Source organism: Xanthomonas hydrangeae, assembly GCF_032697525.1.
Lineage (GTDB): Bacteria > Pseudomonadota > Gammaproteobacteria > Xanthomonadales > Xanthomonadaceae > Xanthomonas > Xanthomonas hydrangeae.
On sequence record NZ_CP103836.1, the window covers coordinates 262,257 to 284,644 of the forward strand.

The following is a 22,388-nucleotide window of genomic DNA, read 5'->3' on the forward strand; positions in this document are numbered from 1 at the left end:
CCATGAAATCCATTTCTCGCACGTCTTCGCTGATTGCCGCTGCCGCACTGGCCGTGGCCAGCCTGCCCGCATTCGCCGTGCAGCCGTTCCAGGCCGATTATTCGGCCAACTACATGGGCATGCAGGCCAACGGCACCATGACCCTGGCCGCGGCCGGTGACAAGCAGTGGCGCTACACGCTCACCATCCAGAACCAGCTGGCCAATCTGACCCAGAGCACCGTGTTCGAAGAGAGCAACGGTCAACTGCGCCCGGTCAGCAGCAACGACACCTCGTCGATGATGGTCAAGCGCCGCAACGTCACCGCCAATTACGACTGGAAGACCAGCCAGGCGACCTGGGGCGGCGACATCAAGCCGGACCGCCGTGGCCCGGTCAAACTGCAGCCGGGCGACATGGACGCGTTGCTGATCAACTTGGCGATCACCCGCGACCTGGCCGCCGGCAAGCCGCTGAACTACCGCATGGTGGACGAAGGCCGCATCAAGCCGATGAGCTACAAGGTTGTCGGCAAGGAAACCATCACCGTCAACGGCAAGCAGGAACAGGCGACCAAGGTCTCGCGCGTGGACGGCGACAAGGAACTGATCGCCTGGGTGGTCAAGGACCTACCGGTGCCGGCGCGTTTGCTGCAGAAGGAAAAGGGCCAGGACGCGCTGGACCTGACCATCAGGGCGCTGCGCTGAGCGCGCTAAAGCTTCGACCAGAGGCTTCATTGCCAGCGTAGTTCCGGTCGTAAAGTTGTTTAGCGCAGTCAAATGCTACTGAGTCGAGGGCGCGGTGCCCTCGCCGCTCGCGGGACACGCCGCAAGTACGTCCATGTAGGCTCGGTGGCGGCATCCATGCCGCCACACGGTCCCGCAAGCGGCGAGGACACCGCACCAGAAAGTCTGCAGGCTGTTTTATTGAAAACCATGCACACCGACCATCTTGACTGGTCCTTGCCCTCTCACCATCGCGGGACCTTACGCGGCATGGATGCCGCGTAAGAGCCTACAAGGACGTACTTGCGGCGTGTCCCGCGATGGTGGGAGGGCGAGGGCCCTGCAGCAGAGCCGCAGATCATCTGCTCTAAAAGCGATCTATCCGCATTGTCCAACTACTCAAAGCCAACCAATCTTTCGAGTCGGCGCGTCGTCATAGATGCAGTCAAATGCTTGGGTCAAAAGCCAAGTTAGTCGAGCGCGCGGTGCGCTCACCGCACCAGAGAGTTAGTCGGTTGCTTTCTTAAAGCTTGTTGGTTGCTTGGCTTGCGTTGGAAAGCTGACCGAACTCACCGTTATCCGAACAACATGCATCGTGCCTTGCTTGCACCATGCACACCGACCATCTCGGCTGGTCCTTGCCCGCCGCCGTCGCGGGACCTTACGCGGCATGGATGCCGCGTAAGAGCCTACACGGACGTACTTGCGGCGTGTCCCACGATGGTGGGCGGGCAAGGACCCTGCAGCCAAACAGCAGATCAGCCGCTCCACAAGTGATCTGTCCGCACAGACTGATCACTTGCTCCAAAGGTGATCCATCCGCACCCACCTATCACCCCTCAGGGCTTGGCCGCAGCCTTGTCATCGCTGGTAGTGAACACCGTGCGGCAATCCACGCGGATCTGCGCATCGGTGCTGCGCCAATAGAACAGGTCGCAATGGCGCTTGCCTTCGACCGTCTTCTTGACCGCCACCGCGTAGAACGACTGCGCAATCTCGTCACGGCTGGCGGTGCCGTCGTTGTTCCAGTCCATATCCTTGAACTCGACGCCCTGGGTGATCGCCATGCCCACCGACCAGGCGTAGGCCAGCCATGCCAGGATCAGCACGATCACGCCAAGCAGGATCTTGCGGCGGGTGGTGAAGCGTCCGCGCAGGATCATGCGGTGCGCTGGATGGTCGCGCCCAGCGCCCCCAGCTTCTCCTCGATGTTTTCGTAACCACGGTCCAGGTGGTAGATGCGATCGATGGTGGTATCGCCGTCAGCGACCAGGCCGGCCAGGATCAACGACGCCGAAGCGCGCAGATCGGTTGCCATCACCGGCGCGCCGCTGAGGCGTTCGGCGCCGCGCACGATCGCGGTGTGGCCTTCGACCTGGATATCCGCACCCAGCCGCAGCAGTTCGTTGACGTGCATGAAGCGGTTTTCGAAGATGGTTTCGTTGATCACGCCCACCCCGTCGGCCACGCAGTTGAGCGCCATGAATTGCGCCTGCATGTCGGTCGGAAACGCCGGATACGGCGCAGTGGTCAGACTCACTGCGCGCGGGCGCTTGCCGTGCATGTCCAGGGTGATGCTGTCGGCGGTGGTGGTGATGGTGGCGCCGGCTTCGGTGAGCTTGTCCAGCACCGCATCCAGGGTTTCCGGACGCGCGCGACGCACGGTGACGCTGCCGCCGGTCATTGCCGCAGCGACCAGGAAGGTGCCGGTTTCGATACGATCCGGCAGCACCGCGTGGTGCCCGCCACCCAGGCGCTCGACGCCCTGCACCACGATGCGCGGCGTGCCGGCGCCTTCGATCTGCGCACCGAGCGCGATCAGGCAATCGGCCAGGTCGGTGACTTCCGGCTCCATCGCCGCGTTCTCCAGCACCGTGGTGCCTTCGGCCAGCACCGCAGCCATCAGCACGTTCTCGGTGCCGGTGACGCTGACCATGTCGAACACGTAGCGCGCGCCCTTCAGGCGCCCATTGCTGGTGGCCTTGATGTAGCCGTTTTCCACGTTGATGTCCGCACCCAGCGCCTGCAGGCCCTTGATGTGCTGGTCGACCGGACGCGAGCCGATCGCGCAGCCGCCAGGCAGCGACACTTCGGCATTACAGTAGCGCGCCAGCAGCGGGCCCAGCACCAGGATCGAGGCGCGCATGGTCTTGACCAGCTCGTAGGGCGCGATCTGGTGGGTGACCGAGCGCGGGTCGACCAGGATAGAGCGCCCCTTGGCCAGCGTGCCCTCGTCGATGGTGACCTCGGCGCCGAGCTCGCTGAGCAGCTTCACCGTGGTGATCACATCGTGCAGGTGCGGCACGTTGCTGATCTCCACCGGCGCATCGGCCAGCAGGGTCGCGCACAGGATTGGCAGCACCGCGTTCTTGGCGCCGGAAATATTGACCTCACCGTGCAGCGCTTGGCCGCCGGTCACTACGATTTTTGCCATGGGATCTAAGGGAATCTGAAAAGGATGTCGGGGGAATGAGATGAGTGGCCGGGAGCCTGTCGGGCGCTTGCGATGGAGGCGGATGAGCAGCCCGACCAGCCAAGGCCCGACAAACGCTCAGCCTTCGTCGGGGGTCAGCGTCTTGAGCTGCAGCGCGTGGATCGCCCCGCCCATCAGCTCGCCCAGGGTCGCGTAGACCATGCGGTGGCGCGCCAACGGGGCCTTGCCGGCAAATGCGGGGCTGATCACGGTCGCCTCGAAGTGCACGCCGTCGTCGCCGTGCACGTCGACGCGGGCTTCGGGCAAGCCGGATTCGATGAGTTTACGGATGGTTTCGGCGTCCACAGGGCGTTTCCTCATAAAATGAGCGCACATTCTACTCTTCACCCGAGTCCCGCATGGCCGTCTCGCACCTGCCCACCGCCACCGTCAGCGACGCCAGCCTGGTCGCCAGCGGCCAGCGCGTGCTCGAGATCGAGCGCGAAGCGCTGGCCGGCGTGGGCGCGCGGATCGGCAGCGACTTCGCCGCGGCCTGCCGGCTGGTGCTGGCCTCGCGCGGGCGTGTGGTGGCTACCGGCATGGGCAAATCCGGACATATCGCGCGCAAGATCGCCGCCACCCTTGCCTCCACCGGCACCCCGGCGTTCTTCGTGCATCCCGGCGAAGCCGGCCATGGCGACCTGGGCATGATCACCGAGGCCGACATCGTGCTGGCGCTGTCGTATTCCGGCGAATCCGACGAAGTGCGCATGCTGCTGCCGGTGCTCAAGCGCCAGGGCAACCCGATCATCGCCATGACCGGGCGGCCGAGCTCTTCGCTGGCCCAGGCTGCCGATGTGCATCTGGACGTGAGCGTCTCCGCCGAAGCCTGCCCGCTGCATCTGGCGCCCACCTCCAGCACCACCGCCTCGCTGGCGATGGGCGATGCGCTGGCAGTGGCGCTGCTGGACGCGCGCGGCTTCACCGCCGATGACTTTGCGCGCTCGCATCCGGCCGGCAGCCTGGGTCGGCGCCTGCTGCTGCATATCACCGACGTGATGCACAGCGGCGATGACCTGCCGCGCGTGCGCGAGGACGCCAGCCTGAGCGAGGCGCTGATGGAAATGAGCCGCAAGCGGCTGGGCATGACCGCCGTGGTGGACGCAAACGAACGCCTGATCGGCCTGTTCACCGACGGCGACCTGCGTCGCGCGCTGGACAGCGACATCGACGTGCGCAGCGCCGGCATTGCGCAGGTGATGACGCGCAACCCCCGCACCATCGGCGCCGACCAGCTGGCCGCCGAGGCCGCGCGGCTGATGGAGGATTACAAGATCAATGGCTTGATCGTGGTCGATGCGCAGCAGCGCGCGGTCGGCGCATTGAACATTCACGACCTGTTGCGCGCCAAGGTGGTTTAACAGGTTCAGTTTCAAACGTTGGAACCCCGTTCTCACCGATTCGTACCGATGCCCTATTCCCCACTGCAGCATCTGCCCGCCGAGCTGATCGACCGCGCCGCACGCGTGCGTCTGGCCTGTTTCGACGTAGACGGCACCCTGACCGACGGCCGCCTGTATTACGACCACGCCGGTAACGAGAGCAAATCCTTCAACGTGCTCGACGGCCAGGGGCTCAAGCAGCTCGACCACGCCGGTATCCATGTGGCGCTGATCACCGCACGCGCCAGCCTGTCGGCAGAAAAGCGCGGCCAGGATCTGGGCCTGCATGTGCAGATCGGGGTCAAGAACAAGCGCCTGGCGGTGCTGGCCCTGTGCCAGGAGCACGGCCTGTCGCTGGACCAGGTGCTGTTCATGGGCGACGACCTTCCCGACCTGCCCGCCTTGCTGGCGGTCGGCCTGCCGGTGGCACCCGCCAACGCTCATCCGTGGATCGCCGAGCGCGTGCAGTGGCATACCCGGGCACGTGGCGGCGAAGGTGCCGCACGTGAAGTCTGCGATGTGGTGCTGGCTGCGCAAGGCCAGGTCGAGGGCATCATCGAAAGGTTCTCCGCATGAGCTGGAACTGGCGCACCACCCTGGGCGTGGTGCTGTTCGCCGCCGCCGTGATCTCCGGCTGGTCGGCCTGGCAACAGCGCGCGCGCCCGGTCGCGGCGGCGGTCGACGACTCACGCGCCGATTACGTGTTGCGCGATTTCGAACTGATTGCGCTGGACAAGCAAACCGGCAAGGAATCGATGACGCTGCGTGCGCCGGAAATGCACCGCAACCGCGCCGACCAGACCTCGGACATCACCACGCCGGTGTTTCTGCTGCCCGACAACGCCAATCAACCGTGGACGCTACGCTCCAAGACCGGCTGGATCAGTCCCAAGGGCGACGAATTGCGCCTGCGTGGCGATGTCTCCGGCGACAGCCCCACCACCGGCGCGACGCCGCCGACCACGTTCCGCACCCAGAGCCTGGACGTGTTCCCGCAGCAGAATCTCGCCAAGACCGCTGCCCCGGTGAGCATGACCCGGCCGGGTATCATGCAGAGCGGGGTCGGCTTCGAGGCCGACCTCAAATCACGCCAGTACAAGCTCCTTTCTCAGGTCAAGACCCGCTATGAACCGAATGCTGCCCGCTAAACTGGCGTTTGCCGCGCTGCTGCTGCCCGCCCTTGCGATGGCCAAGACCAGCGACCGCAATCAGCCGATGGCGATCGATTCCAACGCCAACGATTGCAACATGCTCGACGACAGCGGCAAGTGCCGCTTCAGCGGCAATGTGGTGATCACCCAGGGCACGCTGGAAATCCACGCCGACACCGCCGATATCTTCCAGAAGAACGGCCAGACCGACCGTGTGGTGCTGGTCGGTAAGCAGGCCACGCTCAAGCAGCAGATGGACGACGGCGCGATGATGAACGGCCAGGCCGACAACATCGAGTACCAGGTCGCCAACGAGATCATCGTGCTGACCGGCAATTACAAGGTCGACTCTCCCAAGGGCACCAACGCCGGCCAGCGCATGGTCTACAACACCAAGACCGGCAACATGCAGAGTGGCGGCGACGGCAGCCGTGTGCGCACCATCATCCAGCCGAAGAATGCGGCGCCTGCGGCGGCGACGCCTGCTCCGGCACCTGCCGCAAAGCCCGCCGCGGCCAAGCCGCAGGGGAAGAAGTAATGCTGGTCGCCACCGGTCTGCGCAAGAAGTACAAGCAACGCGAAGTGGTCAAGGAATTCGGCCTCACGCTCGAGGCCGGCGAAGTGGTCGGCCTGCTCGGCCCCAACGGCGCCGGCAAGACCACCTGCTTCTACATGATTGTCGGCCTGGTCGAGGCCGATGCCGGGCGTATCGAGCTGGACGGCCGCGACCTCACTGCCGAGCCGATGTACGCACGCGCCAAGCTGGGCGTCGGTTATCTGCCGCAGGAGCCCTCGATCTTCCGCAAGCTCACCGTGGCCGACAACATCCGCCTGGTGCTGGAGCTGCGCGAAGACCTGGACAGTGCGGGGCGCGAGAAGGAACTGACCTCGCTGCTGGAAGAACTGCAGATCACCCATGTGGCCGACCAGCTGGGCGCCAGCCTGTCCGGTGGTGAGCGGCGCCGTTGCGAGATCGCGCGCGCGTTGGCCGCCAAGCCGCGCATGATGCTGCTCGACGAACCCTTTGCCGGCGTGGATCCGATTTCGGTCGGCGAGATCCAGCGCATCATCATCCACCTCAAGGAACGCGGCATCGGCGTGTTGATCACCGATCACAACGTGCGCGAAACCTTGGGAATCTGCGATCGCGCGTATATTCTCGCTGAGGGGGGCGTGCTGGCGCAGGGGGCACCAGATGCATTGCTAGCCAATCCCGACGTCCGTCGCGTGTATCTGGGGGAAACTTTCCGCCTTTGAGCGCCGCGCCGCGCCATCGATTTTCTCAGTCAGTGCCTGCATGAAAGCCCGGCTTCAGACATCGCTAGGACAACAGTTGGTCATGACGCCGCAATTGCGTCAGGCGATCAAGCTATTGCAGATGTCCACCACCGAGCTGGAACTGGAAATCGCCGAAGCGGTGGAGACCAATCCGCTGCTGGAATGGGCCGACGAAGCCGCGCATGCGGCAAGCGAATCACCGATCGCATCGTCGTCGGCCTCCTCCACCGACGACACCCCACGCGAAGACCCGACGCCTGCAGAGCGCGACGACGACTGGTCGCAGGACGAACTGCAGTGGACCGGCTCGGGCAGCGGCGGCAGCTTCGACGACGACGAGTCCGGCGATGCCGCCGAGCGCGTGGCCGAATCCGAAACGCTGGCCGATCACCTGCTGTGGCAATTGCATCTGTCGCCACTGTCGCCACGCGACCGCCAGATCGGCGCGATGCTGATCGACGCGCTGGACGAAGACGGCTACCTGCGCGAACCGCTGTCGGCCATTCTCGAAACGCTCGCGCTCGGCGCGGTGGTGGACGAGGCCGAAGTGCTCACCGTGCTGCACCAGATCCAGCGCTTCGACCCGGTTGGCGTGGGTGCGCGCACCCTGGGCGAATGTCTTGCGCTGCAGCTGGCCGTGCTCGACCCCGCCACCCCGAACCGCGAGTTGGCGTTGCAGATCGTCGCCGGCCCGCTGGAGCGTCTGCCGCGCAGCGGTGTATCCGGGCTGGCCCACGAACTCAAGCGTTCCACCGCCGACGTGGACCAGGCAGTGCAACTGGTGCGCTCGCTGGATCCGCGCCCGGGCAAGCAGATCGGCGACCTGTCGCAGGACACCTACGTGGTGCCGGACTGCGTGATCTGGCGCCAGCGCGGCGTGTGGCGGGCCTCGCTGGCCGGCCGCGCGCAGCCCAAGGTCACCATCCACCGCGGCTACGAGAACCTGATCCGCAGCTGTGGCGAGTCCGATGCCGGCTATCTGCGTGGGCAGTTGCAGGAGGCGCGCTGGCTGCTCAAGAGCCTGGAAGCGCGCGGCGAAACCCTGCTGCGGGTGGTGCGCTGCCTTCTGAAGCACCAGTCCGGGTTTCTGGAATTCGGCGCGCAGGCCTTGCGCCCGTTGACCCTGCGCGAGATCGCCGGCGAGCTCGGCCTGCACGAATCGACCATTTCCCGCGCGATCGCCCGCAAATACGTGCGCACCCCGCGCGGCACCATTGCGCTGCGCTCGTTCTTCGCCTCCGGCATCGACACCGACAGCGGCGGCGAGGCCTCCAGCACCGCCATTCAGGCGATGATCCGACGCCTGATCGATGCGGAAAACCCGCGCAAGCCGTTATCCGATGCCAAGTTGGCAGATCTGCTGAAAACTTCCGGCGTACCTGTAGCGCGGCGCACCGTTGCGAAGTATCGTGAAGCCATGAACATTTCCGCCTCCCACGAACGCGTGCGCATCGCCTGACGTTGCAACCACCGCAACGCCGGCCTGTGCCGGGTTTGTCGGACCACCGGAAAGGTTCATTGGCCCACCGACCAATGGAGGTATCCGATGCGTATCGAGACGTATGGCCACCAGCTTGAAGTGACCCCCGCCCTGCGGGAGTACGTGGCAAGCAAGCTGCAGCGACTGCAGCGCCATTTCGACCAGCACTGTGAAGTTCGAACGCAGCTGGCCGTTCGCAAGCCAGACCACCATGTGGTCGCCACCGTCAACCTTCCCGGTCGCACCCTGCACGCAGATGCCAGCGGCTCCACCATGTATGCGGCCATCGACCTGTTGGTCGACAAGCTGGACCGCCTGGTGCTCAAGCACAAAGAAAAGAAATGTAACCACCACGCACGCGAGGTGCGCGACAATCTCGCATGACGCTTCTCGCTTGATGCCCTCATGCCTTTAACCGATCTGATGGCGGCCGTGCGCACCGTGGTGTCGCCGGCCGCCGATCGCGACACTATCCTGCATACCGCCGCCGATCTGCTGTCCTGTCGTCAGGCCGGCGCAGACGAGCTCTACGCCAACCTGTGCGAACGCGAGGCGCTGGGCAGCACCGCCATCGGCCACGGCATCGCCATTCCACATGGGCGCTGCCCCAACCTCACCGAGCCACGCGGCGCGCTGCTGCGGCTGGATACGCCGGTGGCCTTCGGCGGCGATGAACCGGTGGATCTGATCTTTGCAATGGCAGTGCCTGCGCATTACACCCATCAACATCTGATGCTGCTGTCGGAACTGGCCGAGCGGTTTTCCGATGCGGAATTTCGCCTGCAATTGCGCGCCGCACCCAATGCGGACGCCTTGATGGCGTTGCTCATCGACGCGCCACCACCACAGGCCAGCGCCGCATGAATACCAGCATCACCGCACGCGAACTGTTCGACCAGCAGCGCGACAAACTGGCGCTGCGCTGGGTGGCCGGCCAGAAAGGCGAACACCGCGAGATCGAGGCCGGCAGCAACAATGCGCGGCGTCCGTCGCTGGCCGGTTATCTCAATGTGATCTACCCCAACAAGGTGCAGATCCTGGGCACCGAAGAGCTGGCCTGGCTGGACTCGCTGGATGCACGCCAGCGCTGGGAGACGATCGAGAAGATCATCCAGGTGCAGCCGCTGGCACTGGCGCTCAGCAAGAATCAGTCGTGCCCGGAAGACCTGCGCGCGGCCGCGGACGAATCCGGCACGCCGTTATGGATCTCGCCCAAGCGCGGCCACGAGCTGCTCAATCATCTGTCCTACCACCTGGCGCGCACGCTGGCGCCACGGGTCACGTTGCATGGCGTGTTCATGGAGATCTATTCGATCGGCGTGCTGATCACCGGCGAGGCGGGATCGGGCAAGAGCGAGCTGGCGCTGGAACTGCTCAGCCGCGGCCACCGCCTGGTGGCCGACGACGCGCCCGAATTCACCCAGATCGCACCCGATGTGCTCGACGGCACCTGCCCCGAATTGCTGCAGGACCTGCTGGAAGTGCGCGGCCTGGGCGTGTTGAACGTACGCGACATGTTCGGCGACACCGCGGTGAAGAAGAACAAGTACCTGCGCCTGATCGTGCACCTGACCCGCCCGATGAACGAGCCCACGCCGTCGGGCTACGAACGCCTGACCGGCGATTCCGGCAGCCGTCACGTGCTGGATCTGGACGTGCCGCTGATCACCCTCCCCGTGATGCCGGGCCGCAACCTGGCCGTGCTGACCGAGGCGGCGACGCGGCTGCATATCCTGCGCACCAAGGGTATCGACCCGGCGGCGATGTTCATCGCCCGCCACAGCAACCTGCTGGAGCGACGCACGCCATGAGTAGTACCGCGCCCTCCACGTTAATGATCGTGAGCGGGCTGTCCGGCTCGGGCAAATCGGTCGCGTTGAAGACCTTCGAAGATCTCGATTACTACTGCTCCGACAATCTGCCGGTGGAACTGCTGCCGGATTTCGTGCGCAGCCGGCTGCGTGGCAACCCGCTCGGCGATCAGCGACTGGCGGTAGGCATCGATGTGCGCAGCCGCAGCGATCTGACCCAGCTGGCGCAATGGCGCCAGGCCGCGCAGGAATACGGCATCGAAGCACGGCTGCTGTTTTTCGAAGCCAGCGACGAAGCGCTGATCAAGCGCTATGCCGATACCCGCCGCCGCCATCCGCTCAGCCACCTCGGCCTGGCGTTGCCGGAAGCGATCACCCGCGAGCGTCAGTTGACCGAACCGCTGCGCGCGCAGGCCGATGCCATCATCGACACCAGCGCGCTCAACGTGCACCAGTTGCGTCGCCGCGTGGTCACCGAGTTCGCGCTCGGCACCAGCGACCGGCTCTCGCTGCTGTTCGAATCATTCGCCTACAAGCGCGGCGTGCCGGCCGAGGCCGACTTCGTATTCGATGCGCGCGTGCTGCCTAATCCGCATTGGGACCCGGAGCTGCGCCCGCTCACCGGCCGCGATGCCGGCGTGCGCGAGTATCTGGACGGGCAACCGGACGTGGTGCGCTACAGCGCCCAGATCGTCGACCTGCTCGATACCTGGCTGCCTCGGTTGCGCAACGACACCCGCAGTTACGTGACCATCGCCTTCGGCTGTACCGGCGGCAAGCACCGCTCGGTGTATCTGGCCGAGCGCATGGCGCGGCATGCGCGCGAGCAGGGCTGGCCGGAAGTGGCGACGTTCCATCGCGAGCAGGATTGAAATTCCGGGATTCGGGAATCGGGAATCGTCAAAGCGGTGCCTTGCAGTTCTGTGAGGTCTGTAACCAGGGCGTCGCTGCAACTTCGCAGCGCAACAGATGCGGACTGCAGCGCTCGCTTGCGGTTCGACACGCATCACGACACACCCCACATCACAAGTCATCACGACACAGGCAGCAGCGCGCTGCCTGCACGCGTCGTAGCCAACCTGTTGCAGCGCTCGCCTAAACGGCTATTCATCTCGCAACACATCGGTGCCGGCAAACGCTATCGCGCGGTCATGCCGACCTGTTAACGTTTCGGCATGGCCTGTGGCATTCTCCTCATTACTCATCCCGGCATCGGCGCGGCGTTATTGAACGTGGCGACGGGGCTGTTGCGGCAGTTGCCGTTGAAGACCGAAGCATTCGATGTACCGCTGGATGCAGACCTGGACGCCTTGCTGCCCCAGGCGTCATCGGCGATGCGTCGGGTCGACAGCGGCGACGGCGTGCTGGTCATGACCGACCTGTACGGCGCCAGCCCCAGCAATCTCGCCAACCGGTTGGCCAAGCTGGGCACGCCGGTTCGCCGGGTATCCGCGCTGAGCCTGCCGATGCTGCTGCGGGTGATGAACTATCCCGAACAAGGTTTGCAGGAGCTGCCCGCCACCGCGGCGGCAGGCACCCGCAACGGAGCGATCATCGACGATGCTTGAACGCGAACTCATAGTTTCCAACCGACTCGGACTGCATGCGCGGGCAACCGCCAAGCTGGTGCAGACGCTGTCGTCCTATCGCAGCAACGCCACCCTGGCGGCCAAGGGCCGCGAGGTGAATGCCAAGAGCATCATGGGCGTGATGTTGCTGGCCGCCGGCCAAGGCACCAGCGTGGTGGTGCGGCTGGATGGCGAAGACGAAGCGCAGGCCCTGCAGGCGCTGGTGGACCTGTTCGAGCGTCGCTTCGACGAGGACAGCTGAGCATGCGCCACCTCGCTGCGGTGCACACGGACACCACGCGGCTGCGCCAGGGCCGCGCATGAGTCTGCGCTTGCGCGGACACGGTGCCTCGCGCGGCAACGCACTCGGGCGCGCACGCGTGCGCCAGAGCCACATGCTGGAAATCGCCGAGCAGCGCGTGCCCGCCAACCAGGTGGAAACGCAGCTGCAGCGCCTGCATGTGGCCATCGAAGCGGCGCGCACCGAGATGCAGCAACTGCGCGACCGCCTGCATGGCGCGCTGGCGCGCGAGGTCGGCGAATTCCTCGAGCTGCATGCATTGCTGCTCGACGACCCGGAGCTGCTGCAAGGCCTGGACGAATTGATCCGCACCCACCGCTACAGCGCCGACTACGCCTTGCGCGTGCAGCGCGACCGGTTGGCGGCGGTGTTCGACGGCATGGAGGATGCGTACCTCAAAAGCCGCATGGACGATCTGGATCATGTGATCGGCCGCATCCACGCGTTCTTGCACAAGCGCGCGCCCGACCTCAAGGGCGTGGCCGGCGAGATTCTGGTCTGCGACAACGTGGCGCCGTCCGAACTGGCGCAGCTGCAGTCGCAGGGCGTAGTCGGCATCGTCACCACCGCCGGAAACACGCTCTCGCACAGCGCGATCCTGGCGCGCAGCCTGCATCTGCCGTTGGTGGTGGGCGTGAGCGATGCGCTGCAGCGCATCGACGATGGCGATGTCTTGATCGTCGATGCCGGCTCGGGCCAGGTGATCGTCGATCCCAAGCCCGAGCATCTGCGCGACTACCGCGAGCGTCTGCGCGCGCTGGCCAAGGAACAGCGCGAGCTGGGCCGGCTGCGTTCCAAACCCACGCGCACGCGCGACAACGTCGATATCACGCTGCTGGCCAATGCCGAATCGCTGGAAGACGTGGCAAAGGCGCATGCGCTCGGCGCCAGCGGCCTTGGGCTGTATCGCACCGAATTTCTGTTCCTGCAGCGCAACGAATTGCCGGACGAAGAGGAACAGTTCCACACCTACCGCGACACCGTGCTGGGCATGAGCGGCCGCCCGGTCACCATCCGCACGCTGGATCTGGGCGCCGACAAGGCCGATCGCACCGGCCTGACCCTGAGCGATGAAGACAACCCCGCGCTGGGCTTGCGCGGCGTGCGGTTGTCGCTGGCCCGGCCTGCGGTGGCGCAGGCGCAGTTGCGCGCGATCCTGCGTGCCTCCGGCTACGGGCCGGTACGCATCCTGGTGCCGATGGTCAGCGGCCGCGAGGAAATTCAGCTGCTGCGGCGACAGATCAAGAAGCTGGCCGTGCAACTGCGCGAACAAGGGCACGAGATCGCCGAGCACATTCCGCTGGGCGCGATGATCGAAGTGCCTGCTGCGGCGCTGGCGCTGGACTGCTTTATCGACGATATCGATTTCCTGTCGATCGGCACCAACGATCTGGTGCAGTACCTGCTGGCGGTGGATCGCAACAACGAAGCCTTGGGCGAGTTGTATTCGCCATTGCATCCGGCGGTGCTGCGGCTGATCGCGCAGGTGATCGCCACCGGGCGCGCGTATGGCAAACCGGTGGCGGTGTGCGGCGAGATCGCCGGCGACCCGCGCTTCGTGCCGATGTTGCTGGCGTTGGGGCTCACCGAGTTCAGCCTGCATCCGGCCACATTGCTGGAAGTGCGCCGTGCGGTGCGCGACACCCATCTGGGCGAGTTGCGCGTGCAGGGCGAAAAACTGCTGCGCGCGCGCGACCGCAAGGGCATCGAGAAGTGGTTGGCGGCCGTTGCGCAGGGTTTGCTGCGCTGAGAGCCCCAGCAAACCTGCTGCGCTTACCGCCAGACGGGTGCAGCCGATACTCGGCATCCTCATGTATCGCGGATAGACGCCGGCTCCGAGCGCGCCTTCCCTTCTCCAGCTGACGACCGCTCGCCAGGTTTCTTTCAGCCGCTCCGGCTTGGCGGCTGCATCGCGCAGGCGATGTTCAAGCGCGTTGCGCGCGGCACTGTATGTTTCGTCACCATGCGCAAGCGATAATGCCGTGCTGACTCAGCACCGCGTCTTCCATCGGGACGTGTCCACTCTTCCAGGGAGCCGCGCATGGCCGAAGCCGTCCGCCACGACAAGACCGCGCGCCAGCTCCGATTGCTGTCCGACGCACTGGATAGCGGGCGCCTCGGGCCGGTACGCCGGCTGGTCAATACGCTGGCGCCGGCGGAGATCGGCAACCTGCTCGAATCGCTGCCGCCCGGCAAGCGCGAAGTGGTGTGGGGGCTGGTCGACCCGGAAGACGATGGCGAAGTGCTGCTGCATGTCGGCGATGAAGTGCGCGAAAGCCTGCTGGCCGACATGGACACCGACGAGATCGTCGCCGCGGTCGAAGACCTCGATATCGACGACCTGGCCAATCTGGTCGAAGACCTGCCCGACACCGTCATCGACGAAGTGCTCAAGTCGATGGACCGCGAGAACCGCGAGCGGCTCGAGCAGGTGTTGTCGTACCCGGAGTACACCGCCGGGCGATTGATGAACCCGGACGTGGTGACGGTACGCGCCGACGTCAATGTCGATGTGGTGCTGCGTTACTTACGCCTGCGCGGCGAGCTGCCCGACCACACCGATCATCTGTACGTGGTGAGCCGGCGCCATCAATACCTGGGCCGCGTGTCGCTGGCCGCGTTGGTCACGCATGAGGACAACACGCCGGTCAATCGGCTGATCGACGACGAACAACCGGCGATCGATGTGGGCGATGGCTCCGATGAGGTCGCACGGCGCTTTTCGGATCACGACTGGATCTCCGCGCCGGTGGTGGACGACAACAACATCCTGCTCGGCCGCATCACCATCGATGACGTGGTCGACATCATCCGCGAGCAGGCCGAGCACCAGGCCATGAGCGCGGCCGGTCTGGACGAAGACGAAGACATGTTCAGCCCGGCGCGGCGCGCATTCCGCCGCCGCCTGATCTGGCTGGGCATCAACCTGTGCACTGCGTTTCTGGCCTCCAGCGTGGTCAGCAAGTTCGAAGGCACCATCGAAAAACTGGTGGCACTGGCGGCGCTGATGCCGATCGTGGCCGGCATGGGCGGCAACGCCGGCACGCAGGTGTTGGCGCTGATGGTGCGCGGCCTGGCGTTGGGCCAGATCGGCTCGTCCAACGTAATGACGCTGCTCAAGAAAGAGCTGACCGTGGCGCTGATCAACGGTGTGGTGCTGGGCGTGAGCCTGGGGCTGATCGTGCTGGCCTGGTTCCAACAACCGATGCTGTCGCTGGTGATCGGCACCGCGTTGACCTTGAACATGCTCACCGCGGCGTTCGGCGGGGTGCTGGTACCGGTGACGTTGAAACGCCTGGGCTTCGACCCGGCGCTGGCCGGCGGCGTGATTCTGACCACGCTGACCGATGTGATGGGCTTCCTGAGCTTCCTCGGCCTGGCCACGCTGATTCTGCTGCCGTAGCGCGTGCTGTGCACGTTGGGACGACACTGCAACACAAAATCGTCGCACCGCGACATGCCAGCGCACCTGCGTGCGGCGATACTGCAGGTATGTCATCGGTTCGGTCAGGAGTGCTGCGTGATTCGTCGCTGCCTTGTTCTTGTGGTCTTCGCGCTGGTGCTTGCCGGCTGTTCCAGCATGGGTGAGCGCCACCACGATGCGCGCCGTGGCCACTTCGTCACCCGCACGCTGGAGATCGAAGGACGGCTGTACCGCTATCAGGTATTCGTGCCGGCCTCGAAGATGCCGCAACCGCTGCCCATCGTGCTGTTTCTGCATGGCTCGGGCGAGCGCGGCGACAACGGGCGCGATCAGGCCGAAGTGGGCGTTGGCCCTTACCTGAGCGAACACACGGCCGAGTTTCCCGCGTTGGTGGTGCTGCCGCAGGTGCCCGACGATGAAGAGTGGCTGGGCGTCAATGCACGCATGGCAATCGCTGCATTGGATGCGACCAGCGCCGAGTTCGCTGCCGACCCGCAGCGCACCTATCTCACCGGCATCTCGATGGGCGGCTACGGCGCCTGGGAAATCGGGCTGATGCAGCCGCAGCGTTTCGCGGCGATCGTGCCGATCTGCGGCGCGCTCAAGGCACCGCGCGATGAGCGTCGCACGCTGTACGTCAGCCTGGTGGCAAAGGAAGCCGACCCGTACACCGCCGCAGTCACCCAGCTCAAGCACGTGCCGATCTGGATGTTTCATGGCGCCAAGGACGATTCGGTACCGCCGCACGACGACCGCGCGCTGTATCGCGCCGCCAAAGGCATCGGCGCCAATGTGCGCTACAGCGAATATCCCGAGGGCAACCACAACGCCTGGGACGCGACCTACGCGGATCCGGCCATGTGGGAATGGATGTTCAAGCAGCGCCTGCGTTGAGCAAGCCGCTCATCGCGCGGATGCCGTCTCCGCTCGATCAATGGTGGTACCCGGTGTCCGCCGTGACCTTGCCACGGAACACGCGGTACGACCACACCGTGTAGCCCAGGATCAGCGGCAGCAACACCACCAGGCCGACCAGTGCGAACAACTGCGAAGACGGCGGCGCAGCAGCCTGCCAGATCGTGTAGACCGGCGGCACCAGATACGGCCACATGCCCAACACCAGGCCCGCAAAACCGAGTACGAACAAGCCCATCGCCAGCAGAAACGGCGGCGTATCCGGCCGCCCCGCCTCAGTCGAACGCCAGAGCGCAACCCCCACGAGGGCGACCAGCACCGGCACCGGCATCAGCCACAGATAATGCGAGCCGCTGAACCAACGCTCCATCACATGCGACTGCAGCGACGGCAGCCAGGCGCTGACCAGGCCGATAAAGATCAACACGCTGATGGTCAGCGGCCGGCTCAACTGACGCGCGAGCTGTTGCACATGGCCTTCGGTCTTGAGGATCAGCCAGGTGCTGCCGAGCAAGGCGTAGCCGAACACCAGCGCGGCACCGGTGAGCATCGCGAACGGGCTGAACCAGCCCCAGATGCCGCCGACATAGCGGTCGTTCTCGATCGGCAAGCCCTGTACCAACGCGCCCAGAATCACGCCTTGCGCAAAAGTGGTCAGGATCGAGCCGGCGGCGAAGGCATTGCTCCACAACCGCCGCGAGCGCTGCGCCTTGAAGCGGAACTCGAACGCCACGCCGCGAAACACCAGCGCCATCACCATCAACAACACCGGCAGATACAGCGCCGACAGAATCACCGCATACGCCTTGGGAAACGCGGCCAGCAGCCCTGCCCCGCCCAACACCAGCCAGGTTTCGTTGCCGTCCCAGATCGGCGCGGCGGTGTTCATCATCAGATCCAGTTGCGCCTCGTCCTTGCGAAACGGCGCCAGGATGCCGATGCCGAGCACGAAGCCATCCAGCACCACGTACATCAGCACCCCGAAGCCGATCACCGCGAACCACGCCACAGGCAAAACACTCGTCATGTCCATCAGGCGGCTCCGTCGATCGGTTCATCGGCCGCGGAGAGCGGCCGTGCAGGCGTGTGCTCGCCGTGGTCCAGCTGCGGCGCGTCGTGCGGGGTCGGCCCGATCTTGCCGATCTTGACCAGGTACCAAATGCCCCAGCCGAACACGAACGCATAACCGGCGACGTACACCGTCAGCGAGATCGCGGTCATCAGCATAGACTGCGGACCCACCGCGTCGGCGGTACGCAACAGCCCATAGACCACATACGGCTGCCGCCCCATCTCGGTGACGAACCAGCCCGAGACCAGTGCGATGAAGCCGCTCGGCAGCATCCAGCGCCAGATCGCCAGCAGCCAGCGCCACTGCAGCAACTTGCCGCGCCACCACGCGAACGCCGACACCCAGGCCACCAGCAGCATCAACGAGCCGATCCCCACCATGATGCGGAAGGCGAAGAACACCGGGGTCACCGGCGGGCGATCGGCCGCCGGCACCGAAGTCAATGGCGCGATGCTGCCGTCCAGGCTGTGGGTCAGGAGCACACTGCCCAGGCGCGGAATCGCCACCTCGTAATCGTTATGTTCTGCCTGCGCATCGGGCAGCGCAAACAGCACGAGCGGGAAACCCTTGCCCTGCTCTTCGTCATGCCAATGCGCTTCGATCGCCGCGATCTTCATCGGCTGGTGCTTGAGCGTGTTCAAGCCATGCATGTCGCCGACGAAGATCTGCAGCGGCACGGTGATCGCCGCGAAGGCCACCGCCAGCTTGAGCATGCGCAGGCCGGACTCACGATGCACGCCGCGATGCAGGTACCACGCACCCACCGCACCGACCACAAAGCAGGTGGTGATGAACGAGCCCAGCGCCATATGCGCAAGCCGGTACGGGAACGACGGGTTGAAAATGATCTGCAGCCAGTCCTGCGGATGCACGATGCCGTCGACCACTTCATACCCGGCCGGGGTCTGCAGCCAGCTGTTGGATGACAGGATCCAGAACGTGGAGAACAACGTGCCCAGCGCCACCATGCAGGTGGCGAAGAAGTGCAGGCGTTCGGAGATACGCCCCCACCCAAACATCATCACACCCAGGAAACTGGCTTCCAGAAAGAACGCGGTGAGCACCTCGTAGCTCAGCAACGGGCCGATCACGCTGCCGGCGATCCGGCTCAGCTCCGGCCAGTTGGCGCCGAACTGGAAGGCCATCACGATACCGCTGACCACGCCCATGCCGAACGACACCGCGAAGATCTTCTGCCAGAAGAAATACAGCTCGCGCCACACCGGCAGGCGGGTGCGCAGCCAGCGCCATTCCAGAAAGGCCAACAGGCTGGACAGCCCGATGGTGAATGCCGGAAACAGCACGTGGAACGCGATGACGAACCCGAACTGGATTCGCGATAACAGCAAGGCATCCATGGAGAGCCCTCCTGGAAAGTGAGGAAGCATCCGCGCGCAGACGGCAGGTCAATCGCCGCAAGACAGTGCGGTGTTCGATCGCAACGTCTGCGCTACCTGATCATCATAAGGACGGTCGTGCTCGTTCCCGATGCGACACGGCGTCGCATCTGCGGCAAATTGCCGCGCTTGCGCTGCAACGCGATGCTACGCCCGGCGTGCGATGCAGCACGGATTTGCTGGGCGCGAATGGGATCGCAGCGAGGCTGCTGCAGCAAGCCGCCACGTCGCTGACCAGCGCACTGAGCGCATGCGAGCCGAATCGACGGCAACCGCGCGCAGGTGCCTGCCGACGACGCCGACAGCGCCGCCGCATCCTGACGGCCGTCACCTTAAGGTACGCAACACCGCAGGCCTACCCTCTTACCTCTCCCATCCGAATACGGGTGTACTGGAAAACGCTACGGCCGCACCCGCTCCCAGACCCGCAGGAAATTGCCGCTATACACATCGACGATGCGTTGGGTGGGCCAGCCGGCATCCATCATCGCCTGCGTGAGCCTGGGCAGATCCGCACCGCTGCGCATCCCGGTCGGCAAGCTGGAAATGCCGCCATCGAAATCGCTGCCGAAACTCAGGTGTTTCCACGGATCTTCGACAATCCCCATGTCGGCGATCTGTCGGGCGAAGGCTTCGTAATAGCCGATGACAAACGCCAGATCGGCATCCATGTTCGGCTTGCCGTCCGCCAGATAGGAATGCCGCAAAAAGTACGGCGCCAGAATGACGCTGATGCAACCGCCGGTCTGCACGATGGCGCGGATCGCCGCGTCGTTGAGCCCGCGGTCGAGATGGCGCGACGGCCGCGTCTGCGCACCACGGGTGACGCTGCGCGATGCGGCATGCGAGGCGAAGGCCGGCACGTTGCGGCGCGCGCAAATGGCGCACGCATCGAGTATTCCCTGGCTCGACGTATGCGAAAGATCCACCAGCAGTCCAACCTTGATGCAGCGCTCCACGACGTCCCTGCCGAACTCCGACAGCCCCGCGCCCTCGATCCCGCGCCATGGATTGAGCGGCGCATAGCCGGACTGGGAGATGTCGGTATGGCTGAAATGGTTGAGCGTCACATAGGCAGCGCCGGCCTTGGCAGCCAGGTCCAGGCGCTCCAGTCGCAGCGCCTGGCTGCGGATCCCGCGTGGCCCAAGCATATGCGCCCCCTCCAACGACAGGATGGCGCAGCAAAGACCGTCGGCCCGAATCGCGCGTAGCTCGGCGGCGCTGCGTGCCAGCCGCATCCGACCGTTACTTGCCGCCACCACCGCCTCGACATAGCGCTGGTGATCCACCCAGTGTTTCCAAGGGTCGAGAAAAGGCGCGCCGATCAGGTTTTCCCATAGTGCGTGGGCGCTGAAACACGCACCTCCGTAACCGCCCGCGAGAAAGTCCGGGCCACTCACGTGGTGCATCAGCGGTTGATTGCGACCTCTCGGCGAGGTTTTGAACATCAGCCAGATGATCAGCGAGCGTCGATGCGCTTTCCAGTCGCCCTTCCAGAAATCGTAACCGGCCAGGCGCGACAGAAACAGGGAGTCCAGATGTGTATCGACTGGATAGGCCAGCGCATGCACTGCATCCAGCGTATCGGCGGCAGACAAGGCAGCAGAATTCTCGGACGAAACGGCATGCATGCACGAACCCCGGCGATGACTCCTGAAACAATCAAAGAATTAAGAGCGGCTACCAAAACTACTACGCACGTTTTTTTAGCCACTCTAACGCGATGCGTTTCTATCGTTATTTAGCAGTAAATCGATATACCCTAGGCAATTCGATGCAACGAACAAGTTCGACCAAACGACAGTAGCTGACCTGGATCAGCAGATCCAGAGGCTCGCCTGCTGGATGGCAAAGAAACCGCAAGACTGCTCGCGCGTTCTCGCTTCGAAGGTGTGCACAAGCTCACTGCAGCCTGCTTTTCGCTGCTGCATGATCACGCGCTCCGCACGTGGACCCAGATGGTCACGGCCGGCTACGGACGCGTCGCGCCACTTCGCTGACCACCGCAATGACCGCAGTCAAACCGACCATCGACAGGAACTGCGCACGGGTGTCTGCCGACGAGGCCAGCAGCACGAAGATCACCGCCAGGATCGCCAGCGCCAGCAGGGTCAGAAACGGATACCCGCGCATACGGAACGGCAACGTGATGCCGGCGCGGTCGGCGCGTGCGCGCAGAATCAGCTGCGACAGCAACGAGATCGTCCACACCAGCAGACAGGTGGCACCGACGATATTGAGCAGCATCGGCAATACCTTGTTGGGATACAGCAACTCCAACGCTGCTGCCGCGAAGCCGAACAACACGCTGGCGATCACCGCCACCAGCGGCACCTGCTCGCCGCTGGTCCTGCCGAGCAGGCGCGGCGCTTCGCCGCGTTGTGCCAGCGAAAAGATCATCCGCGAGGCGCCATACAGATTGGCGTTGAGCGCCGACAACAAGGCCACCACGGCGACCAGGGTGATGGCGGTGGCCGCGCCGGGGATGCGCGCCACCTCCAGCACCGCGGCAAACGGCGAGCTGAGCGCCGCACTGGTCCACGGCACCACCGCCACGATCACGCTGATCGAGCCGATGTAGAACACCAGAATGCGCCAGGCCACGGTACGAATGGTGCGTGCCAGGCTGCGACCGGGGTCTGCGGTTTCCGCGGCGGCCACCGCCACGATCTCGGTGCCACCGAAGGCGAACACCACCACCAGCAACGCCGAGCCGACGCCCACCAGACCCTTCGGGGCGAATCCGCCGTGCTGGGTGAAGTTGGACAGCCCCGGCGACACCACATCCGGCAACCAACCCGCCAGCAAGGCCACGCCGATCAGCAGGAACACGATGATCGCGGCGACCTTGAGGATGGCGAACCAGAATTCGAACTCGCCGAAGTTGCGCACGCCCAGCAGATTGATCGCCGTGAAAGTGGCCATGAACAGCACCGCCAACAGCGGTACCGGCAACGCCGGCCACACCGAGGCGAGCAAGCCTGCCGCACCGACCGCTTCGGCCGCGATCACCACCACGATCTGCAGCCACCACAACCAGCCCACCGTCGCACCGGCGGTCGGCCCCATCGCATCGGCCGCATACACCGAGAACGCGCCGCTGGTCGGCTTGGACGCGGCCATTTCTCCCAGCGCATTCATCACGATGATCACCAGGGCCCCGGCGATCAGGTACGACACCAGCACCGCCGGTCCCGCCGCGTGGATGCCCACGCCCGAGCCCAGAAACAGCCCGGCACCGATTGCCGTGCCCAGGCCCATCATCATCAATTGCCGCGGTTTCAACGCATGGCGCAACGCGGGCGCGGCGGACGGAGCGTTCTCAGCAACGGGATCGGTCGGAAGCGGCATGGACGGGCTTGAAGAGATGGAATCGCGACACGATACCGCGTCGCGGCGCCTGCCGCGCCTCTTGACGCGGGCCTGGCGAAA

General features: G+C 64.9%; 23 protein-coding genes. 16 read left to right on the forward strand and 7 right to left on the reverse strand.

What is annotated here, in order from left to right:
• The first annotated feature begins 2 nt into the window (after nucleotides 1–2).
• Nucleotides 3–686 carry a DUF3108 domain-containing protein gene (locus NYR97_RS01115; protein ID WP_205394178.1) on the forward strand — a complete coding sequence of 228 codons (684 nt, stop codon included), beginning with the start codon at nucleotides 3–5 and terminating at the stop codon, nucleotides 684–686.
• Between the two features lie 857 nt (nucleotides 687–1,543).
• Here NYR97_RS01115 and NYR97_RS01120 read toward each other — a convergent pair.
• The 3 genes from NYR97_RS01120 to NYR97_RS01130 form a co-directional block, all read right to left on the reverse strand.
• On the reverse strand, nucleotides 1,544–1,867 hold the full coding sequence (locus NYR97_RS01120; RefSeq protein ID WP_316696181.1) for an EF-hand domain-containing protein: 324 nt from the start codon (nucleotides 1,865–1,867) through the stop codon (nucleotides 1,544–1,546).
• Nucleotides 1,864–3,138 carry a UDP-N-acetylglucosamine 1-carboxyvinyltransferase gene (gene murA / locus NYR97_RS01125; protein WP_316696183.1) on the reverse strand — a complete coding sequence of 425 codons (1,275 nt, stop codon included), beginning with the start codon at nucleotides 3,136–3,138 and terminating at the stop codon, nucleotides 1,864–1,866. The genes NYR97_RS01120 and murA overlap by 4 nt, the downstream gene beginning before the upstream one ends.
• 117 nt (nucleotides 3,139–3,255) lie before the next feature.
• A complete protein-coding gene (locus NYR97_RS01130) occupies nucleotides 3,256–3,483 on the reverse strand; it encodes a BolA family protein (protein WP_016905061.1) in 228 nt (75 codons plus the stop codon).
• 53 nt (nucleotides 3,484–3,536) lie between these two features.
• Here NYR97_RS01130 and NYR97_RS01135 point away from each other — a divergent pair, with 53 nt between their 5' ends.
• The 15 genes from NYR97_RS01135 to NYR97_RS01205 all read left to right on the forward strand — a co-directional run bounded on the left by NYR97_RS01135 (nucleotide 3,537) and on the right by NYR97_RS01205 (nucleotide 16,466).
• Nucleotides 3,537–4,538 carry a KpsF/GutQ family sugar-phosphate isomerase gene (locus NYR97_RS01135; protein WP_316696184.1) on the forward strand — a complete coding sequence of 334 codons (1,002 nt, stop codon included), beginning with the start codon at nucleotides 3,537–3,539 and terminating at the stop codon, nucleotides 4,536–4,538.
• A gap of 48 nt (nucleotides 4,539–4,586) precedes the next feature.
• The gene (locus NYR97_RS01140; RefSeq protein ID WP_128417093.1) at nucleotides 4,587–5,135 is read left to right on the forward strand and encodes a KdsC family phosphatase; all 549 of its coding nucleotides are present in this window, start codon (nucleotides 4,587–4,589) and stop codon (nucleotides 5,133–5,135) included.
• Complete coding sequence (lptC, locus tag NYR97_RS01145; RefSeq protein ID WP_316696187.1) at nucleotides 5,132–5,707, forward strand: LPS export ABC transporter periplasmic protein LptC; 576 nt, start codon at nucleotides 5,132–5,134, stop codon at nucleotides 5,705–5,707. Before NYR97_RS01140 ends, lptC begins: the two co-directional genes overlap by 4 nt.
• The gene (gene lptA, locus NYR97_RS01150; RefSeq protein WP_316696189.1) at nucleotides 5,685–6,248 is read left to right on the forward strand and encodes a lipopolysaccharide transport periplasmic protein LptA; all 564 of its coding nucleotides are present in this window, start codon (nucleotides 5,685–5,687) and stop codon (nucleotides 6,246–6,248) included. The genes lptC and lptA overlap by 23 nt, the downstream gene beginning before the upstream one ends.
• Complete coding sequence (gene lptB / locus NYR97_RS01155) at nucleotides 6,248–6,967, forward strand: LPS export ABC transporter ATP-binding protein (protein WP_006451272.1); 720 nt, start codon at nucleotides 6,248–6,250, stop codon at nucleotides 6,965–6,967. The genes lptA and lptB overlap by 1 nt, the downstream gene beginning before the upstream one ends.
• Nucleotides 6,968–7,007: 40 nt before the next feature.
• Nucleotides 7,008–8,447: an RNA polymerase factor sigma-54 gene (locus tag NYR97_RS01160; protein WP_486684777.1), complete on the forward strand. Its 1,440-nt coding sequence runs from the start codon at nucleotides 7,008–7,010 to the stop codon at nucleotides 8,445–8,447.
• An 87-nt stretch (nucleotides 8,448–8,534) separates the two neighbouring features.
• Nucleotides 8,535–8,852: a ribosome hibernation-promoting factor, HPF/YfiA family gene (hpf, locus tag NYR97_RS01165; RefSeq protein WP_006451270.1), complete on the forward strand. Its 318-nt coding sequence runs from the start codon at nucleotides 8,535–8,537 to the stop codon at nucleotides 8,850–8,852.
• Nucleotides 8,853–8,873: 21 nt separating this feature from the next.
• The gene (locus NYR97_RS01170; protein WP_316696192.1) at nucleotides 8,874–9,332 is read left to right on the forward strand and encodes a PTS sugar transporter subunit IIA; all 459 of its coding nucleotides are present in this window, start codon (nucleotides 8,874–8,876) and stop codon (nucleotides 9,330–9,332) included.
• Complete coding sequence (gene hprK, locus NYR97_RS01175; RefSeq protein ID WP_055823267.1) at nucleotides 9,329–10,279, forward strand: HPr(Ser) kinase/phosphatase; 951 nt, start codon at nucleotides 9,329–9,331, stop codon at nucleotides 10,277–10,279. The genes NYR97_RS01170 and hprK overlap by 4 nt, the downstream gene beginning before the upstream one ends.
• Before the next feature lie 23 nt (nucleotides 10,280–10,302).
• Complete coding sequence (rapZ, locus tag NYR97_RS01180; RefSeq protein WP_110090264.1) at nucleotides 10,303–11,151, forward strand: RNase adapter RapZ; 849 nt, start codon at nucleotides 10,303–10,305, stop codon at nucleotides 11,149–11,151.
• A gap of 303 nt (nucleotides 11,152–11,454) precedes the next feature.
• Complete coding sequence (locus tag NYR97_RS01185) at nucleotides 11,455–11,847, forward strand: PTS sugar transporter subunit IIA (protein WP_128417100.1); 393 nt, start codon at nucleotides 11,455–11,457, stop codon at nucleotides 11,845–11,847.
• Nucleotides 11,840–12,109 (forward strand): HPr family phosphocarrier protein, encoded by a 270-nt coding sequence (locus NYR97_RS01190; protein WP_016904613.1) that lies wholly within the window; start codon nucleotides 11,840–11,842, stop codon nucleotides 12,107–12,109. The genes NYR97_RS01185 and NYR97_RS01190 overlap by 8 nt, the downstream gene beginning before the upstream one ends.
• A gap of 58 nt (nucleotides 12,110–12,167) precedes the next feature.
• Entirely contained in the window at nucleotides 12,168–13,898 is a 1,731-nt protein-coding gene (gene ptsP, locus NYR97_RS01195) for a phosphoenolpyruvate--protein phosphotransferase (protein ID WP_205394171.1), read from the forward strand.
• Between the two features lie 291 nt (nucleotides 13,899–14,189).
• Nucleotides 14,190–15,551 carry a magnesium transporter gene (gene mgtE / locus NYR97_RS01200; protein WP_023904639.1) on the forward strand — a complete coding sequence of 454 codons (1,362 nt, stop codon included), beginning with the start codon at nucleotides 14,190–14,192 and terminating at the stop codon, nucleotides 15,549–15,551.
• Between the two features lie 54 nt (nucleotides 15,552–15,605).
• Nucleotides 15,606–16,466: a prolyl oligopeptidase family serine peptidase gene (locus NYR97_RS01205; RefSeq protein WP_205394170.1), complete on the forward strand. Its 861-nt coding sequence runs from the start codon at nucleotides 15,606–15,608 to the stop codon at nucleotides 16,464–16,466.
• Nucleotides 16,467–16,503: 37 nt separating this feature from the next.
• Here NYR97_RS01205 and cydB read toward each other — a convergent pair whose 3' ends face one another.
• From cydB to NYR97_RS01225, 4 genes are all read right to left on the reverse strand, one after another.
• Entirely contained in the window at nucleotides 16,504–17,520 is a 1,017-nt protein-coding gene (gene cydB / locus NYR97_RS01210) for a cytochrome d ubiquinol oxidase subunit II (RefSeq protein WP_205394169.1), read from the reverse strand.
• Nucleotides 17,520–18,917: a cytochrome ubiquinol oxidase subunit I gene (locus NYR97_RS01215; protein WP_316696203.1), complete on the reverse strand. Its 1,398-nt coding sequence runs from the start codon at nucleotides 18,915–18,917 to the stop codon at nucleotides 17,520–17,522. Before NYR97_RS01215 ends, cydB begins: the two co-directional genes overlap by 1 nt.
• Before the next feature lie 440 nt (nucleotides 18,918–19,357).
• Nucleotides 19,358–20,587 carry a membrane dipeptidase gene (locus tag NYR97_RS01220; protein ID WP_316696206.1) on the reverse strand — a complete coding sequence of 410 codons (1,230 nt, stop codon included), beginning with the start codon at nucleotides 20,585–20,587 and terminating at the stop codon, nucleotides 19,358–19,360.
• A gap of 331 nt (nucleotides 20,588–20,918) precedes the next feature.
• Nucleotides 20,919–22,307 (reverse strand): amino acid permease, encoded by a 1,389-nt coding sequence (locus tag NYR97_RS01225; RefSeq protein ID WP_316696208.1) that lies wholly within the window; start codon nucleotides 22,305–22,307, stop codon nucleotides 20,919–20,921.
• Nucleotides 22,308–22,388: the final 81 nt, after the last annotated feature.